This is a genomic window from Candidatus Woesearchaeota archaeon (assembly GCA_027858315.1).
In the GTDB taxonomy this organism is placed as follows: domain Archaea; phylum Nanobdellota; class Nanobdellia; order Woesearchaeales; family UBA583; genus UBA583.
The window spans coordinates 1-16,756 of the sequence record JAQICV010000099.1 but is presented as its reverse complement, the minus strand read 5'-3'; the positions used below and the strand labels follow the sequence as shown (position 1 = coordinate 16,756).

Here is a 16,756-nt window from a genome sequence, read left to right as displayed (position 1 = left end):
ATTTGATAATGTAAATTTATTAGGTCCTGGTTCTTATGGTATTACTGAAGATTACAATCATAATACTAGGAATATTTTCATTAATAGTATTATTTCAGGCCATAGTATCTATGGTATTTCCTTAACTAGTTCTGGTTGGGATATTTATAATAACTTATTTAATAATAGTCAAAATATTTATTTAACTGTACCAACTAATTTAAACACAACGTACAATTCATCAAAAACTAACATATTAGACAAAACTCCTCTTGGTGGAAATATTTGGACAAATCCAACTGGTACTGGATATTCTGAAACTTGTGTGGATGCAGATGTAAATAATGTTTGCGATACTCCGTATGAAGCATATACTTCAAGATGGGATTATTTGCCAATAGTTTGGAATGGTTTTTTTAGTTTAATTATTAATGAGAATATAACTTATATTGACCCTACTCCATATAATAATTCCAGATTTATTTCAAATAATATTACAGTAAAGATTGATGATTTAGGAAGTGGTTTAGAAAATGTATTTATAATAGTCAATAGTGTTGATTATCCTATGATTGATGAAGGTTCAGGAATTTTTTCATATAATATTATTCCATCAACTTTAGAAGATTACACTTTCCAAGTACATTTCGAAGGAATTTATTTAGATGAAAGAGTATTTACTATAGTACCAGACTTATCTGAAACTAGATTTCCAGCAATTAGTATATTAAGTCTATTTATTTCTTTAGGAATAATTCTTTTTGGAGGTAGAAGAGAAAAATGAATAAAAAAGGTATATCTGCAATAGTTGCAACTGTTATGTTGATATTATTAACCGTAGTAACTTTTATTGCCCTTCAAAGTTGGTATTTAGAATTTACAGATAACTTACAATATAAAAGCTTACAACAGTTAGATTTAAATGAAGAAATGGTTAAAATTTTAGATATACGATATGAAAATTCAATTCCAGTTTTATATATTCGAAGTAGGGATAAATCTTATTTAATAATAGAAAAAATAACTTTAAATGGAGGCATATGCAATTTGAATGGAGGTAATGCAATTTATCCCAATGATTTAAATAAGATTGGTTTGAATTGTCAAAATTTATTAAATTCAACAAACAGGATTAAAATTTTCACTAAAAATGATATTGTTGAAAGGTTAGTGGTTGTTAATAATTAAAATGAAAAAAGTATATGATAAAATTTATGAACCTGCTGAAGACTCGGAGAACTTATTGAAGAATGCTTTAATTGAAATTAAAAAGTTAAATAAAGAAAAACTAGAGATATGTGAAGTTGGAGTGGGAAGTGGTTTTGTAATATCAAATATTGCAAAGAAATATCCTAATAATAATTTTCATGGAACAGATATCAATCCTGATGCAATTAATTTTACAAAAAAAGAGTTTGAAAAAATAAGCACTAAAATAAATTTAAAGAAAACAAATCTACTTGAATCAATTAACAAAAATTTCGATATAATATTATTCAATACTCCATATTTACCTTGTGAAGAAGGAGAAATATTTAAAGAATTAACCCTTAAAGATAAAGCAATTTATGGAGGAAAAAATGGTTATGAAGTAATTGAAGAATTTATTTATCAAATATATGATAAGTTAGAATCTGAAAATGGTTTTGTATTAATGCTTTTTAGTTCTCAATCTAATGTTGAATATATTAAAAAAATTTTAAAACTTAATTTTTATGATTTTGAAATAATTGATAAGAAAACAATTTTCTTTGAAGACTTATTCGTTATGAAAATTAAATTTTCAGATATGCTTAGAAGAATCTCTACAAAAGGAGTGGAAAATGTAAAATATCTAGATAAAGGAAAGCATTCTATGATTCTTGATGGGACCTACAAAAATAAAAAATGTATCATAAAAATTGGAGAATATAAAGACATACAAATAGAGAATTTATTCTTAGAAAAATTACAAAATGAGATTTTTATCCCAGAGCTATATAATTATGAAAATGAATTTTCTATTAGAGAAAAACTTGAAGGTCAAACTATTAAAGAATTTTTAGAAAGATCGAAAAGTAAAAATGATGTATTAAATGTACTAAATAACTGTATTAATGCTACTCAAAGACTAGATGAATTAGGAATTAATAAGTTTGAGATGACTAATCCTTACAAACATATTTACATTGATAAAAAACTAAAAGTTAAATTTATTGACTTTGAAAGATGTATTTATACAAATAAAGCAAAAAATACTACTCAATTTTTCCAATATATTCGAAGATATAAATTAAAACTATCGGAACTAGATATTAAAGTTGATGAAGAAAAGATATTAGATATATCTAAGAGATATAAAGAATCTAATTTTAAATTCACAATCAAAGACATCTTAACACCTTAAGAGTTATGAAAAACCATTTAAATATAAAATAAAAATAAATTAGTATATATGGAAAGAAATCCACTTATTAGCTTTAAAGAAATTCAAAAATTGTTTAAGAATAAAACTATCCTTCATGATTTAAACTTAGATATTTATGAAAAAGAGATTATAGGTCTTTTAGGTAAGAGTGGATGTGGAAAGAGTACATTGTTAAAGATTTTGATTGGATTTTATAAACCTGATAATGGGATGATAATCTATAAAAGTGATAATTTAATTAGACATAATGAAAAAATTAGGAAAATTGCTGGATATGTGTCTCAAGAGAATTCTTTTTATGAAAAGCTTACAGTTGAAGAGAATTTGAAATTCTTTGCAAAATTATATAGTGTTAAAAGACACAACATTAAAGATAGAATAGATTTTTTATTAGGTCTTGTAAATCTTGATAATTCTAGACATACAATGGCAAGCAATATTTCCGGAGGAATGAAAAGAAGATTAGAATTTGCAATTTCTTTAGTCCATGACCCTAAAATACTAATTTTAGATGAACCTTTAACTGGATTAGATATTACTATTCGAGATCAATTATGGGATGTTGTAAAACAAATTAGAACTAATGGAGTTACAATTATAATCTCTACTCACCTTCTAAATTCTGCTCAAGAAAATTGTGATAGGGTTGCAATTCTTCATAATAATAAAATTAGTTCGGATTTCATAATCACTTCTGAGATGAGAAGCAAAACTCATTTTGATCTTGAGAAAAAATTTATAGAGGTTACTTCAAAATGATATTTTCTATGATTGGAAAGAACTTGAAAATTATTTTCAGAAGTCCTTTTACAATTTTACTTTTAGTATTAGCTCCAATCTTATTAATGTTTGTTGTTGGATTTACTTATAGTGGAACTTCTCTTTCAGATACTAATATTGGATTAATAGAAACTGAAACTCAAATGTTTGATGCAATAAAAGTTAGACCTGAATTGCGTGAAGTCAATTTTATTGAATATTATGATGGTGGATATAATCAATCTAGAGATAGTTGTAAGGAAGATTTAAAGCAGAGCAAAGTTCATCTATGTATGAGTTTTATTCCATATTATGATAGAAATGGGAATCTTCTTAGTGCTAATATTATCTATTATATTGATAATACTAGGCCTCAAATTAGTGATATAATTGTTAGAAATTTTAATGTATATATCGATGATCAAACTAAGATAATGTCTGAAAAGACTATAAATGATATTTTTTCTGAAGTTAATGAGACTTTATCTTTTATGGAGGATAGTAAAGAATTAATTGATGATTTATTAGTTGATATTAATACTGCTAAAATTAATTTAGAAGATGCAATAGATTTATTAGAAGAAGGAAGTAAGGAATATGATGTGATTTATTCACAAGTTCTTAATCAGAGATATAATATTAATACTCAAATAAGTTCTCTTGAAGAGGATAGCTTAAAGTTAGACAATGATCTTGATGATTTAGATTCTGAAATTAATTCATTATCGAATTCTTTACCAAGTCAAATTTCGATGCTTACTAATACAATTAATGGGATTAATACTTATGCACAAACAAATCCTGAGATTTATAATTATGTAGATATAGGTGATTTAAATGAATTAGAAAATGATTTAGAAAATTTAGAAGATAATTTAGATGATGTTCAAAGCACTTCAAATAGTGTTTCTAATAATTTGGGAGCGATTAATGATATAAATAATCTACAAATGGCATTTAATACTTTAATTGATTCATTAGGACTGATGAAAGGATATATGGATACAGCAAATTCTGAATCTCAAAAATTACTTTATGAAATGAATATTAGGGAAAAAGAACTTACTGAAATTCGAGATCAAATTGATGATAAACTTGCATATTTTAAAGAAGTTACTAATAGGGATGCTTCAGACATTACTGAACCAATTTCAAAAAAGAACCTACTATTATGGACTGGACTTCAAAGAGTTCATCAACTTTCTCCTGTAATTGTAATATTAGTTTTATTATTTATTGGACTATTACTTTCTAATGTAGTGGTATCTTTAGAGATTAATTCTAATGCTTATTTTAGAAACCTTATATCTCCAGTTAAACAAGGGAAATTTGTGTTGTCTTTATTTTTCACAAGTATGTTAATTATTTTATTTCAAATGTTTTTCTTGTTCTTAATTATTCAAATGGTATTTAAAATTGAAGTTTTTACATTGAGTAAATTATTTTCAGTTGGATTAGTAGTTATTTTAATTCTAATGATTTTTGTTCTTACTGGGATATTTTTAGCTTATTTATTTAGTTCGATTCAGATTTCAATTCTATTTACAACATTCTTAATGTTGTTCTTATTTTTACTTTCAGATATAATTGTACCACTTGAAATTATGCCTAAAATATTTTCTACTCTTTTAAGATTGAATCCAGTAATTATAGGTGAAGATTTAATTAGAAGATTATTTTTCATAGATGAATTTAGTCTATCCTTAAAAGATATAATTATATTTATTCCATACAATATTATATTAATAGTATTAGTGACTGTTGCAAGTAGAATGAGAGTTAAGAATATGTTTTAATTCTTACTTGTTACTTTCAATTTAAATAAATAATTTTATAAAAGATTTTCTTGAACTAGTTACTATGCAAATAAAAAATATAGTATCAATAATAGTAATAACTTTGATGTTATTGGTATCAGGTTGCTCAGGTTCATTTGATTTTAAAGAGAATACAGATTTTGAAAATGAAAATGTTGACAAAAGTAATTCAAACCTTCAAGAAGATTCCTCTGTAGATTCTGATGAAAAAAATTCTCAAAATAGAAATGGGGAAAAGTTAGATTTCAAATTAGAAGGTCTGACTGATAAAGGATTAGAAATATATTCAGATGAAGAAGCAGGACTTTATGAGATTATAATTACTGAATCTAATTCTGATAAAGAAATTTGTAGATTTTATGCAAATATAGATAGTGGAAATAATGAAATTAAATTGGGAACTAATTGTGATATTTCAAATAATAAATTATATCATGTAAATATTAATATTAATGGTGAGGACTACTCAATTGAGATTCCAGGTATTGTTTTGAATTCTAATGATGATATTGATGAAGAATCCGAAAATAAAGATTTAAATGCTTATTATAATGGTAAAAGTGTTGAAATTAAATGGGATATGTATTCAGGTGATGATTTAAAATATTATAAAGTAGTTCATTCAACTTCAAATAAAGATTTAAAATATCCTGAGGATGGATATTTAACTTATATTACTAATCCTTCTGAAACTTCTTATGAAGATAAAGAAAAATTTCAAGTAGGAACTAATTATTATAGAATTACTACAGTCCTAAATGATGATACTAAAATCCATTCAAATGTTGAAGTGTTAAATATTGGAGGAATCCAAAGTGAAGAAGATTATTCCTATGAAGGACATTTCGAATCTTATGATAAAGGTGAATATGTTTTATTAGAATGGGAAGCATATAAAGGAGATAATTTTAAATATTATAAAGTAGTTCATTCAACTACTGATTCTGATCCAAAATATCCTGAAGATGGTTATATTCAAGTAATAACCAATCCTTCTGAAACAACTTACAAAGATTATGGAAAATTCGAAATCGGAGTTAAAAATTATTATAGAATTACTACAGTCTTAAATGATGATTCAAAAATTCATTCAAATGTTGATTATATATTTAGAGAGATTTTAGAAGAAGTAGTTGAACCTATTGAAGATGAATATGTTGAAGATTTAGTTTGTGATGAAGAAGATTTTGATGGGACAATCTCTCTTGGAGAAGGTGAGATTTATTTTGGAGAACAAGGTTATTATAATATTTCTTTAGAAGTTGTACGAGAGAATGAAGTTGTAGTTAATATTGGAACTCAAACTCTAGAACTTTCGCAATGTGGAGATTCTTGGAATTTCTTTGATTTAGTTGAGATTCAATTAATTGAGGCAGTGCCATCATCAAATGATGCAGTTAAAGGATATGCTAAATTTGCAATTAATTATTTAAGTTCTATAGATGTTGGAGAACAATCACAAGAAGAGATAACAACTGATCTTGAAGTTGTTCAAGTTTATGCTAGTGGCACTAGTGATGGTGTTATTTCAGCAGCTGATCCAATTACACTTGTAGTAAGATTGGGTTCAGGTTCAGCTCCAATTAAATTAGAAGATTTATTCATCAAAATGGATACAATTAATGGTTCTCAAACATTATCTTGTAACGGGGTTGATGGTGTAGGAAATGCAACTAATACATTATATAATGTAAATTACATTTCAAATGGTGGTGCTGCTAATGTAGATTATATCTCAACAGGAGATTTAGCTGAAGTTACATTTTTAAAAGATGCTAATGCTATTGGTGAAGGTGAAACTGCAACTCTTAGATTGTTAACTAAAAATGGTGCTGTTAAACCTATTGATTTGACAACTCCAAGTGCGATGACTCAAGCAACAACATATTTATTTCCTTAATCATTTTTTGTTACTTTTAATTTAAATAAATAATTTTATAAAGTATTTTATAAAATAATAACTTATGCAAGTTAAAAATATAGTGTATATTGTAACAATAACTTTAATGTTGTTGCTATCGGGTTGTTCAGGTTCTTATGAATTTGAGGAGAGTAATTTAGATGATGATACTGGTTTTGCTGGTAAAGTTGAAGTCGAAGATCAAAAATACAATGTTGATGTTAACATTGAAAAGAATAAAGATGAAATTATGATACCTTCAACTGGTTCAGAATTCACTTTAGTAGAAGAAGAGATTAAAGTAATTACATTAGACGGTAAATCTTATGAAATTGAATTAGAAAGAATCTCTAGTGATTATGCTGAAATCTCAATTAATGGTGAAGATTATCATCTAAGAACCTATGAAATTGGAGAAGATGATGAAGGAGAATTTGAGATAATTGTATTAGATGTTATTTCAACTTCTAGAGTTGGAGTTAAAGGTTATGCTGATTTTTTTATTAGTTCTGGTTCTATTGATGCTAAAAAGCTAAATTTAGAATGTTTTGATTCTTCAGACTCAGCTACAGGATTTTTTAATGAAGACTTAGGAAAATATAATAATTATTGTTTGAATAATACTGTAGCAGCACAATATTCCTGTAGTGATGATGATTTGTTTGTTGAAATTGAATATGATGAATGTAATTTTAATTGTTATGATGGTGAATGTAATCAATATGCTCCTAATTGCAATGATTTAGGGTATGATAAAACTATTAGCTTAGGAGAGAATGAAACTCAAATGTATACTGATATTTCTGGAAGAGATTATGAAATTGTAGTTTTAGAAGTTTCAGAATATGATATGTTAATCATGGTAAATGGTTTAACTAGACTTATTTACTTATGTGAAAATGAAGAAATACAAGACTTAGAATTTAAAGTTTTAGATTTAGTTGCATCAACTAGAGATTCTGTGAAAGGATTTGCAATGTTTGCAGTTAGAGAAGAAACTGATGAAGATGATGAGGAAATAGAAATCGAACTTGGTGATGAGAGGATGAATATTCTGATTGGTGAAGGAGAAAGTCATGAATTCCATTTATTTAATGAAACACATATAATTGAAGTTTTATCTGTTGATGATGATTTGAATGCTCAAATTAAAATTGATGGGGAAACATTTTCTGAACTTACTTTGTATAATCATGAATATTCTCAAAGTGGAGTTTATATTATTATGACTGATATAGTATATTCAGCTAGGGAATCTGTTATGGGATATATTGATTTAGAGGTTAGTGTGAAATATATTGATCCTCAGGATTTAGATATTGAATGTCATGAAAGCTATGGGACTATTAGAGGTTATTTTGAAGGCGATTTAGGAACTTATGAAAATCATTGTTTAAATGATAGTGTTGCGGTTCAATTTTCTTGCGTAGATGATGATATTTCGGTAGAATTAGAATATGATGATTGTGATTATGGTTGTTTTGAAGGAACTTGTAATTATTATACTCCTACTTGTAACGCTGAAGGATATGATGAGACTATCAGTTTAGGTGAAGGTGAAATGGTTTCATTAGTAGAAGATAATGATGATAGAATAATTACTATTCAATCCGTTTCAGATGATAAAGTATTAATTTCAGTTGGTAGTGAAACAGCAAGTATTGATTTATGTGATGCTGAAGTTATTTCAGGATTAGAAATTAAAGTTATTGATTTAGTTTCTTCAACTAATGATGCGATTAAAGGTTATGTAGAATTTGCAGTTAATATTATTACTGAATCTTCTGAAGGAGGTTCTTCAGGTGGTGGAAGTAGTAGTAGTGTTGTTTTAACTCAAACAGATTATTTTGATTTTGGGGAAGATACTTCTTCACATAGTTATACTACTAGTAATTTTGTTTATGAAGGAGCATATGCTTGTCAAGGTGAAACTAAAATTGGATGGACACAATATGGTGATTTTAATGAATTCCAAGATGCCTCAGATGTAGACAATTCAATTAGAATGAGTAATTGTGCTGGGGGAGATGGAGAAGTATCATTATTTTTAGATGTTAATTCAAATGTTGATACAATTAGGTTAGAAATAAAAGAAGGTGTTGGATACAGAAATAATTTATTTGGATTAAAAATTGATGGTGTAGATTTTGGTAAATTTGATTCAGGTCAAGCTTGTCAGCCAAATGATTATTTAATTCAAGATGATGTTTTAATGAATTTAACTTCAGATGGGAAAATTAAAATAACATTTTATGAAGGTGTTAGTGGTTCTTGTGATGGAGACCCTCAATTTACATCTCTAAAAGTTTTCTCATAAAACTTTTATAACAAACTTTTTTAAATAATCTTTATACTATTTTATATATGAAGAAGATAGAACTAGTTAAAGATTTCTCCGCAAGGTCATACCAGCAGAGTCTTTTTGCAAATTCTATTGACAAAAACACATTAGTTATTTTACCTACAGGTCTTGGTAAGACTATTGTTGCCATTATGCTTGTAGTTTTTTATTTTAATAAAAACAATAAAAAGATATTATTTCTAGCACCTACAAAACCTTTAGTTGAACAACAAGAAAAGTCTTTCAAAGGATTCTTTAAAAATTCGGATGATTTTAATTTTCAAGTTTTAACAGGATTAGTTTCACCAGCAAAAAGAAAGTTAATATATAAAGAAAGTGATTTTATTTTTTCAACTCCACAACTTATTGAAAATGATATTATTAACAAAACTATTAACCCTTCTGATTTTGGATTAGTAGTCTTCGATGAAGCGCATCGAGGAACGGGGAATTATGCATACACTTTTATTGCTGAGCAGTTTGATAAGGCAAAGTGTAGAATCCTCGCTTTAACTGCATCTCCGGGCTCAAGCATGGAAGAAATAACTGCGGTTACTGATAATTTAATGATTGAAAACATACAAGTTAAGAGATATGAAGATAATGATGTTAAACCTTATGTTCAAGAAACTAAAATTGAAGTTATTAAAATAAAATTAAATGAAGAGTTTGAACCAATACGAAAAAATTTAGACAAATCATTTAGTAAAAGAGTAGAATTCTTAAAGAGTATTGATTACCTTAAAGGAAAAAATGCAAAACAAATTTCTAAAAGAGACTTACTTGATTTACAAACCGAATTAAGACTCTATGTTACTCAAGGAGATGCTGATGAGAATATATGGAAAGCAATCTCTGTCTCAGCAGGACTTATGAAACTTCAATATGGTATTGAACTTTTTGAAAGCCAAGAAATTAGTTCTGCTTTTACATATTTTTTTAATTTTTTTAGAGCTGGAGGAGATAAGTCAAAAGCAGCTGAGGAACTGACTCGAGATCTTGATTTTAGAGAAGCATATGATAGTATTGCAAAATTATACAAAGAGGGAGTTAAACATCCTAAGCTTTTAAAATTAAAAGATGTTGTGAATGATGAGATCTTAAAAAATAAAGATTTGAGAATTATTATATTTAGTCAATATAGAGATACTGCAACAAAAATTGTTGATGAACTATCAAAGATTAAAGAGATTAAGCCAGCACTTTTCGTAGGACAAGCAAAGAAAGGAGACTTTAAACTCTCACAAAAAGAACAAAAAGCTATTTTACAAAAATTCAGGGATGGTGAACATAATATTATTGTATCAACTAGTGTAGGAGAAGAAGGCCTAGATATTCCTAAAGTAGATCTAGTGATTTTTTATGAACCAGTACCTTCAGCAATCAGAACTATCCAAAGAATTGGAAGAACTGGAAGATTCAAAGCAGGAATGGCATATATTCTTGTAACTGAAGGGACAAGAGATGTTGTAACAAGACATATCGCAAATGCTAAAGAAAAACGAATGTATAAGGTTTTAGACCAGTTACAAAATGGAAATGAAAAAGAATCAAAACCTCAAGAGCGAGGACTTAGTGAGTTTTTAACCAAAAAAGATAAAAAAGAAGAAATAATTGAAGATTCTAAAAAAGAAATTAAAGTAGAAAACAGTTTCATGCCTAAAATCTATGTTGATAATCGTGAGAATACAGATTTAATTAAAGAGTTATTTAAGTTGGATGAAATTGAAGTTGAAGCAAAGCAATTAGAAGTAGGAGATATTGTGATTTCAGAAAATATTGCAATTGAGAGAAAAGCAAAAATTGACTTTGTTAATTCTCTTTTAGATAAAAGATTATTTCCTCAATTACTTGATTTAGCAAGAAACTATCGAAGACCTGTATTAATTCTAGAAGGTGAAGAAAATATATTTGGTTTAAGAAATATAAATCCTAATGTAATTAGATCAACAATTAGTGCTATTGCTATTGACTTAAGGATTCCAATTATTTATACTTCGAACTTAAAAGAAACTGCTCAAATGATTCTTACAATTACAAAACGAGTATATAAAGATAAGAAAGAAATTTCACTTGTTGCAAATAAGAGTTCACATAGTGAAAATGAAGAATTAGAGAAGTTTGTATCAACCATTCCTAAAGTTAATGTGGTTACGGCTAAAGGACTATTAAGTCACTTCAAAAGCATTAAAGAACTTGTGAATTCTACAGAGAAAGACTTGGTTGAATGTGAAGGTGTAGGAAAAGTAAGGGCAAAATCATTAGTTGAGTTTTTTGAAAGAGAGTATAAAATGAATAAAAACTAAATAAAAAACTTTATATATTCTCAAATTATAAATAAATACTTGAAAAATGGCAATAAATGATTTATTAACAGGAGATACAGCAGGTCTCGCATTTTTAGGAGCATTTTTTATTGGGATGTTAGTATTGATATTCATAGCATATGTGATTTCAGCATTAGCTTTAATGAAAATTGCGCAAAGAACAAAGACAGAGAATGCATGGTTAGCATGGATTCCTATTGCTAACATATTTTTAATGGTAAATATTGCACAAAAAGAGTGGTGGTATGCACTAATAATATTATTTATAGGTTTCATTCCATTTCTAGGTGCATTTGCTTCACTAGGATTAGTAGTATATATATGGTGGTTAATTACAGAAAGATTAGGGAAGTCGGGGGCTCTTAGTTTACTTATGATTATTCCAATCATTAATTTAGGATTCATGCTTTATTTAGCGTTTAGTGATTAAATTACTTTCAATATTAATTTTTATTTTAAATGGTTTAATTGAAAGTTAATTTGTTAGAAATTGATGGGTTTACCTTAATTTCTTCCATAAATTTCATATTTCTTTGTTTTTGTCGGTCTAATAGTAGTAACAGATACTATATAAAAAACTCGACTAGCAAACCTTTATAAACCAATTCCAGTTTTTTTATAGTATTCAAATGGCTAAGGAGCAAAAACAACAAGTTGAACTTATTAGGATCATGGGAACAGACCTAAAGGCAAACAATACTTTAATGTATGGTTTAGCTAATATTAAAGGTATTAATCTCATGTTTTCTAATGCTATGTGCAACGTACTAAAATTGGATAAAAATAGGAAAATTAGTTCCCTTTCTGAAAAAGAAACAGAAGTAATTGAATCATTTTTATCTAATCCAAAAAAGGAAGGAATTCCTGAATGGATGCTGAATTCAAGAAGAGATTTAGAGACTGGAGACAATTTGCATTTTATTGCAAAAGATATTGACTTTAACTTAATTCAAATTAAAAGAAGATTAGGTAAATTAAGAACTTACAAAGGTTTGAGACATAGAGCACAATTACCTCTAAGAGGACAAAGAACCAAGTCTAACTTCAGGAGAAATAAAACTATGGCTGCTAAAAAAGCTAAACAAACTGGAGGCAAGAAATAAAGATGGGACTGCCAATTAAACATAGAAAAAAATTCGTATCTCATAAAAAGAGATGGGATAAAGCAACTATCCTTGAAGAATCCAAAATTGTTGAAGATTATGCATTAAAGAATAAGAAAGAAATCAGAAAGATTGAAGAAAGCTTATCTCACTATAAAACTATTGCAAAAGATTTAAACAAGACTGCAGAAACTAAAGAGAGTGAACAGGCACAAAATTTCATTGCTAAAATGAAGAAATTAGGTTTCCTAGATGTTGATGCTCAATCCTTAGATGAAGTTTTAGACATTACAATTAGAGACATCTTAGATAGAAGATTATCAAATATTGTTTACAAATTAAAATTGTCAAGAACTCCTAGACAAGCAAGACAATTCATTGTTCATGGTCATGTATTAATTAATGGTAGATGTGTAGATTCACCTTCATGTCTGATATCATTAGAAGAAGAAGCTAATTTAGAATTCAAACCACACTCATCTCTATCAGATGAAGCACATCCTGAAAGGGTATTAGCATCTGGTGGAATGATTGAAGTTGAAGAAATGAAAGAAATTCCTTTAACTAGTGAAGCTGAATCTTTTGATGAAAAAGAAGCTAAATTAGATGATGAAGAACAAGATGAGGTAGCTAAATAAAATGGCAGAAGAAAAAATTACTAAAACTCCAGTAACTGAAAAAGTTGCAGAAGTTAAAGTAGAAGGAAAAGCTCCTGTTAAAGTAGAAGAAAGAAAAGCTCCTGTTAAGAAGATTGAAACTTGGGGTATGATTCATATTCACTCATCTTACAATAATACTCATTTACATGTAACTGATGTTACAGGTTCTGAAACAATTGTTAAAGTAACTGGTGGTATGGTTTCAAAATCTGATAGATTAAAAGCTACACCTAATGTTGCAATGGCAGCTGCAAAAGAAATTGCTGATGCATGTCATAAATCTGGAGTTAGTGCACTATATGTTAAACTAAGAGGAGTTGGAGGTCATAATGGTCCAATGAATCCTGGTCCTGGTGCTCAAGCTGCAATTAGAATGCTTACAAGATACGGAATTAAACTTGGAAGAATTGAAGATGTAACTCCTGTTCCACATGACTCATGTAGGAAGAAGGGTGGAAAGAGAGGTAGAAGAGTTTAAATAAAAATGGTTGAGTTTAAAGATAATGGTGTTATTGGTAATTTCAAATTTAAAGATGAATCAAATTTAATCGTTAACTCTATTAGAAGAATCATTATTGATGAAGTTCCAACATTTGCAATTGAAGATGTAGAAGTTGTAATTAATGGTTCTCCTTTGTACGATGAAACTATAGCTCAAAGATTAGGTTTAATACCTATCAAAACTGATTTATCTAGTTACAATATGAAAAAAGATTGTAAATGTGGTGGAATTGGTTGTGCTATGTGTGAGGTTAAGATGACTCTATCTCAAGATGAAGCAGGTTATGTTTTATCTGGAAAAATTAACTCTGATGATCCTCAAGTTATACCTATTGATTTAGATATCCCAATTACAAAAATATTTGGAGATGCTAAATTTGAATTAAATTTGAAAGCTATTTTAGGTAATGGTTTAGAACATGCAAAATGGTCTCCTGCTCATACATATATGAAAGAGACTAAAACTGGAATTGAATTAATCGTAGAACCTCACGGTCAATTAAGTTCAAAAGAGACATACAACAAAGCAATAGATATTTTAATTGAAAAAATAACAGATTTGGAGGGTCAATTGTAAAATGACAGAAAGTAAGACAAAAGTAGAAAAAGCAACAATCATTGACGGAAAAGATTTAATCTTAGGTAGACTTGGAAGTAATATTGCAAAAAGACTTCTTTTAGGGGAGTCAATTAAAATCGTAAACTGTAAAGAGATTGTGATTTTGGGAAGAAAGAAATATTTAGTAGAAAAATATAAGACAAAAATTACTAATAAAGTAATTAAACAAGGTCCATATATTTCAAGAAGTCCTGCTGATATTGTAAAAAGAGCTTTTAGAAACATGGTTCCTTATAAAAATCAAAGAGGAATTGATGCACTAAAAAGATTAAAGTGTTATAATTCAACACCTAGTGTATTATTAAATTCAGAAAAGGAACAAGTTGAAAATGCTAAAATGGATAACAACTCAGTATTTTATTATACTAAAGTTGGTGAGATTTGTGAGGTATTAGGTTACACTAAGATGAAATAAAATGGCTGCACAAAAAGTATTAAAAACAGGAAAAAGAAAAACATCTGTTGCAAGAGTTTTTCTAAGTAAAGGTAAAGGTTCAATTATGATTAATAATGAAAAGGTTGAATCATATGTTCCAAATGAATTACTAAGACTAAAAGTAAAAGAGCCACTTCTCTTAGCAGAAGCTCAAGATAAATACGATGTTAAAGTAAATGTATTCGGTGGTGGACAAACTTCACAAGTTGATGCAATTAGACAAGGTATTGCAAGAGCTTTAGTTGAAATGACTGGTAGTGATGATCTAAAAAAGAAATTTTTAGAATATGATCGAAGTCTTCTTGTATCTGATCCAAGATTCAAAGAAATGAGAAAACCTAATTGTTCAAAAGCGAGAGCTAAAAGACAAAAATCTTATCGTTAAAGTATTAATGATAAGATGCCAAGAATCCTTAGGATTGTTGAGCATCTCATATAACATCCTTTGGATGGAAATATGATTCCTTTAAACATATAAAAAATGGTTGAAAAAAATATTGAAACAAACAAAGAAAAGTCTGGTTTTGTTAAAGTTAAATGTCATAGTTGTGGTAATGAACAAGTAATCTTCGGAAAAGCTGCAACAGAGATTAAATGTCTTAACAAAGAGTGCGCTGAAGTTTTAGCTATTCCTCGAGGAGGAAAAGCTGCAATTAAAGCTGAGATTTTAGAATTGTACTAATCTAAATTCAGATTAAAATATCTAAAACTTTTTTAAAGAAATAAGTTTTATTTTTCTATAAATTTATAAACTAAAAGTATAGTTTTTATTATATGAATTATTATTTACTAAGTTTTCTGGTAATAGTTTTACCCTATACTATAATTTCTATATATCAAGACATTAAAACAAGAAAAGTAAATAATTTGATAAATTTAACATTTTTATATATTTCATTTTTAAGCTTTATATTTTTTTTAGTTCAATACAATATTTTTGATTATCTAATAATTATTGGAGGTTCTTATTTAGCATATTATTTTTACAAAAAACATTTTTGGGGTGGTGCCGATGGTAAAATCTTTATTGGTTTAACTCTGCTTATTTTAGCTTTTGGTAATAAATATTTTTATTTATATTTTTTAGTAAATATTTCAGTTTTATATTCAATTAAAATAATTATTCTAGTAATTATTAGGACCTCACTAAAACAAAAACTTAAAGTTGCAAAGAAAATCGATTATGGAATTTACATATTTCAAATCCTAATAATCTATATAGTAATTAAATCCTTTTTGTACAGACTAGTTTCTCCAAATTCAATATATTTTTCATATTTAATTATTGTGGTATTTGTATTGGTAAAATATTCTAATAAATACATAAAACTTTTATATTCTAAACTGAATATTTTACAATTAAAAATAGGGATAAATTTACTTTTATTTATACTCCTTTTTTTAATTTCAAAAGATTCAGTTTTAAAGTTTTTTTTCATAATCTTAGCATTTAGAATAGCTATGGAATTTATATCTGAAATGACAAATAAAATAAAATCAGATAAAGAATTATATCAAAGTCCATTTTCAATATATTTATTCTTTTCTGCTATATTTACTATGATTGGCCAAGCTAATATTATTGATGTAATTTTGAAGTTTTTTATTTAGTGAATAGAAATGTTTATATATCATATAACTGATTTAAAATTATGTTAAAGTATATTTTAAATTTAATATTTATTTTTTTACTGATTTTCGGTTCAGTTTTTGGTTCAGGTTGGCATCCTGCAGAAGAGATTTTAACTGGTAATTTTACTGGTTATTATGATTTAGATAACATGCCTAATGTTGCAAATGTCCCTCTACAAATTAGAGTATCTTCTTCTTGTATTGCAGGTTCATCTATTCGAGCAATTAATTCTGATGGTAGTGTTGTTTGTGAGACTGATGATATTAGTGCAGGTG

The 16,756-nt window shown here is 27.3% G+C and carries 18 protein-coding genes; all 18 read left to right on the top strand.

Annotated elements, in window-relative coordinates; all coding sequences use genetic code 11:
• On the top strand, positions 1-763 hold a 763-nt coding region (locus tag PF569_09845), incomplete at its 5' end, for a hypothetical protein (protein ID MDA3856534.1).
• Positions 760-1,167: a hypothetical protein gene (locus PF569_09840; protein MDA3856533.1), complete on the top strand. Its 408-nt coding sequence runs from the start codon at positions 760-762 to the stop codon at positions 1,165-1,167. The genes PF569_09845 and PF569_09840, both read left to right, overlap by 4 nt.
• 1 nt (position 1,168) lies before the next feature.
• On the top strand, positions 1,169-2,365 hold the full coding sequence (locus PF569_09835; GenBank protein MDA3856532.1) for a methyltransferase: 1,197 nt from the start codon (positions 1,169-1,171) through the stop codon (positions 2,363-2,365).
• 48 nt (positions 2,366-2,413) lie between these two features.
• Entirely contained in the window at positions 2,414-3,145 is a 732-nt protein-coding gene (locus PF569_09830) for an ABC transporter ATP-binding protein (GenBank protein MDA3856531.1), read from the top strand.
• 8 nt (positions 3,146-3,153) lie between these two features.
• Positions 3,154-4,941, top strand: a complete 1,788-nt coding sequence (locus PF569_09825) for an ABC transporter permease (protein ID MDA3856530.1) — start codon at positions 3,154-3,156, stop codon at positions 4,939-4,941.
• 64 nt (positions 4,942-5,005) lie between these two features.
• Complete coding sequence (locus PF569_09820; GenBank protein ID MDA3856529.1) at positions 5,006-6,862, top strand: hypothetical protein; 1,857 nt, start codon at positions 5,006-5,008, stop codon at positions 6,860-6,862.
• Positions 6,863-6,926: 64 nt separating this feature from the next.
• On the top strand, positions 6,927-9,179 hold the full coding sequence (locus PF569_09815) for a hypothetical protein (protein MDA3856528.1): 2,253 nt from the start codon (positions 6,927-6,929) through the stop codon (positions 9,177-9,179).
• Positions 9,180-9,226: 47 nt separating this feature from the next.
• Positions 9,227-11,509, top strand: a complete 2,283-nt coding sequence (locus tag PF569_09810) for a helicase-related protein (GenBank protein ID MDA3856527.1) — start codon at positions 9,227-9,229, stop codon at positions 11,507-11,509.
• 46 nt (positions 11,510-11,555) lie between these two features.
• Entirely contained in the window at positions 11,556-11,960 is a 405-nt protein-coding gene (locus tag PF569_09805; protein MDA3856526.1) for a hypothetical protein, read from the top strand.
• 199 nt (positions 11,961-12,159) lie between these two features.
• Positions 12,160-12,633: a 30S ribosomal protein S13 gene (rpsM, locus tag PF569_09800; GenBank protein ID MDA3856525.1), complete on the top strand. Its 474-nt coding sequence runs from the start codon at positions 12,160-12,162 to the stop codon at positions 12,631-12,633.
• 2 nt (positions 12,634-12,635) lie between these two features.
• The gene (locus PF569_09795; GenBank protein MDA3856524.1) at positions 12,636-13,271 is read left to right on the top strand and encodes a 30S ribosomal protein S4; all 636 of its coding nucleotides are present in this window, start codon (positions 12,636-12,638) and stop codon (positions 13,269-13,271) included.
• A 127-nt stretch (positions 13,272-13,398) separates the two neighbouring features.
• A complete protein-coding gene (gene rpsK, locus PF569_09790) occupies positions 13,399-13,770 on the top strand; it encodes a 30S ribosomal protein S11 (protein MDA3856523.1) in 372 nt (123 codons plus the stop codon).
• Positions 13,771-13,776: 6 nt separating this feature from the next.
• Positions 13,777-14,370, top strand: a complete 594-nt coding sequence (locus tag PF569_09785; GenBank protein MDA3856522.1) for a DNA-directed RNA polymerase subunit D — start codon at positions 13,777-13,779, stop codon at positions 14,368-14,370.
• A gap of 1 nt (position 14,371) precedes the next feature.
• Positions 14,372-14,827 carry a 50S ribosomal protein L13 gene (rplM, locus tag PF569_09780; protein ID MDA3856521.1) on the top strand — a complete coding sequence of 152 codons (456 nt, stop codon included), beginning with the start codon at positions 14,372-14,374 and terminating at the stop codon, positions 14,825-14,827.
• Between the two features lies 1 nt (position 14,828).
• Positions 14,829-15,233: a 30S ribosomal protein S9 gene (locus tag PF569_09775; protein ID MDA3856520.1), complete on the top strand. Its 405-nt coding sequence runs from the start codon at positions 14,829-14,831 to the stop codon at positions 15,231-15,233.
• Between the two features lie 96 nt (positions 15,234-15,329).
• Complete coding sequence (locus PF569_09770; protein MDA3856519.1) at positions 15,330-15,530, top strand: 30S ribosomal protein S27e; 201 nt, start codon at positions 15,330-15,332, stop codon at positions 15,528-15,530.
• A gap of 92 nt (positions 15,531-15,622) precedes the next feature.
• Positions 15,623-16,459, top strand: coding sequence for a hypothetical protein (locus PF569_09765; protein ID MDA3856518.1), 837 nt, complete (start codon positions 15,623-15,625; stop codon positions 16,457-16,459).
• 41 nt (positions 16,460-16,500) lie between these two features.
• The coding region (locus PF569_09760) for a hypothetical protein (protein ID MDA3856517.1) at positions 16,501-16,756 on the top strand (256 nt) is incomplete at its 3' end.

What these genes read in the sequence shown, in the direction of transcription:
- PF569_09840 (MDA3856533.1), top strand. Translation starts at nt 760, where the DNA reads ATGAATAAAAAAGGTATATCTGCAATAGTTGCAACTGTTATGTTGATA.
- PF569_09835 (MDA3856532.1), top strand. Translation starts at nt 1,169, where the DNA reads ATGAAAAAAGTATATGATAAAATTTATGAACCTGCTGAAGACTCGGAG.
- PF569_09830 (MDA3856531.1), top strand. Translation starts at nt 2,414, where the DNA reads ATGGAAAGAAATCCACTTATTAGCTTTAAAGAAATTCAAAAATTGTTT.
- PF569_09825 (MDA3856530.1), top strand. Translation starts at nt 3,154, where the DNA reads ATGATTGGAAAGAACTTGAAAATTATTTTCAGAAGTCCTTTTACAATT.
- PF569_09820 (MDA3856529.1), top strand. Translation starts at nt 5,006, where the DNA reads ATGCAAATAAAAAATATAGTATCAATAATAGTAATAACTTTGATGTTA.
- PF569_09815 (MDA3856528.1), top strand. Translation starts at nt 6,927, where the DNA reads ATGCAAGTTAAAAATATAGTGTATATTGTAACAATAACTTTAATGTTG.
- PF569_09810 (MDA3856527.1), top strand. Translation starts at nt 9,227, where the DNA reads ATGAAGAAGATAGAACTAGTTAAAGATTTCTCCGCAAGGTCATACCAG.
- PF569_09805 (MDA3856526.1), top strand. Translation starts at nt 11,556, where the DNA reads ATGGCAATAAATGATTTATTAACAGGAGATACAGCAGGTCTCGCATTT.
- rpsM (MDA3856525.1), top strand. Translation starts at nt 12,160, where the DNA reads ATGGCTAAGGAGCAAAAACAACAAGTTGAACTTATTAGGATCATGGGA.
- PF569_09795 (MDA3856524.1), top strand. Translation starts at nt 12,636, where the DNA reads ATGGGACTGCCAATTAAACATAGAAAAAAATTCGTATCTCATAAAAAG.
- rpsK (MDA3856523.1), top strand. Translation starts at nt 13,399, where the DNA reads ATGATTCATATTCACTCATCTTACAATAATACTCATTTACATGTAACT.
- PF569_09785 (MDA3856522.1), top strand. Translation starts at nt 13,777, where the DNA reads ATGGTTGAGTTTAAAGATAATGGTGTTATTGGTAATTTCAAATTTAAA.
- rplM (MDA3856521.1), top strand. Translation starts at nt 14,372, where the DNA reads ATGACAGAAAGTAAGACAAAAGTAGAAAAAGCAACAATCATTGACGGA.
- PF569_09775 (MDA3856520.1), top strand. Translation starts at nt 14,829, where the DNA reads ATGGCTGCACAAAAAGTATTAAAAACAGGAAAAAGAAAAACATCTGTT.
- PF569_09770 (MDA3856519.1), top strand. Translation starts at nt 15,330, where the DNA reads ATGGTTGAAAAAAATATTGAAACAAACAAAGAAAAGTCTGGTTTTGTT.
- PF569_09765 (MDA3856518.1), top strand. Translation starts at nt 15,623, where the DNA reads ATGAATTATTATTTACTAAGTTTTCTGGTAATAGTTTTACCCTATACT.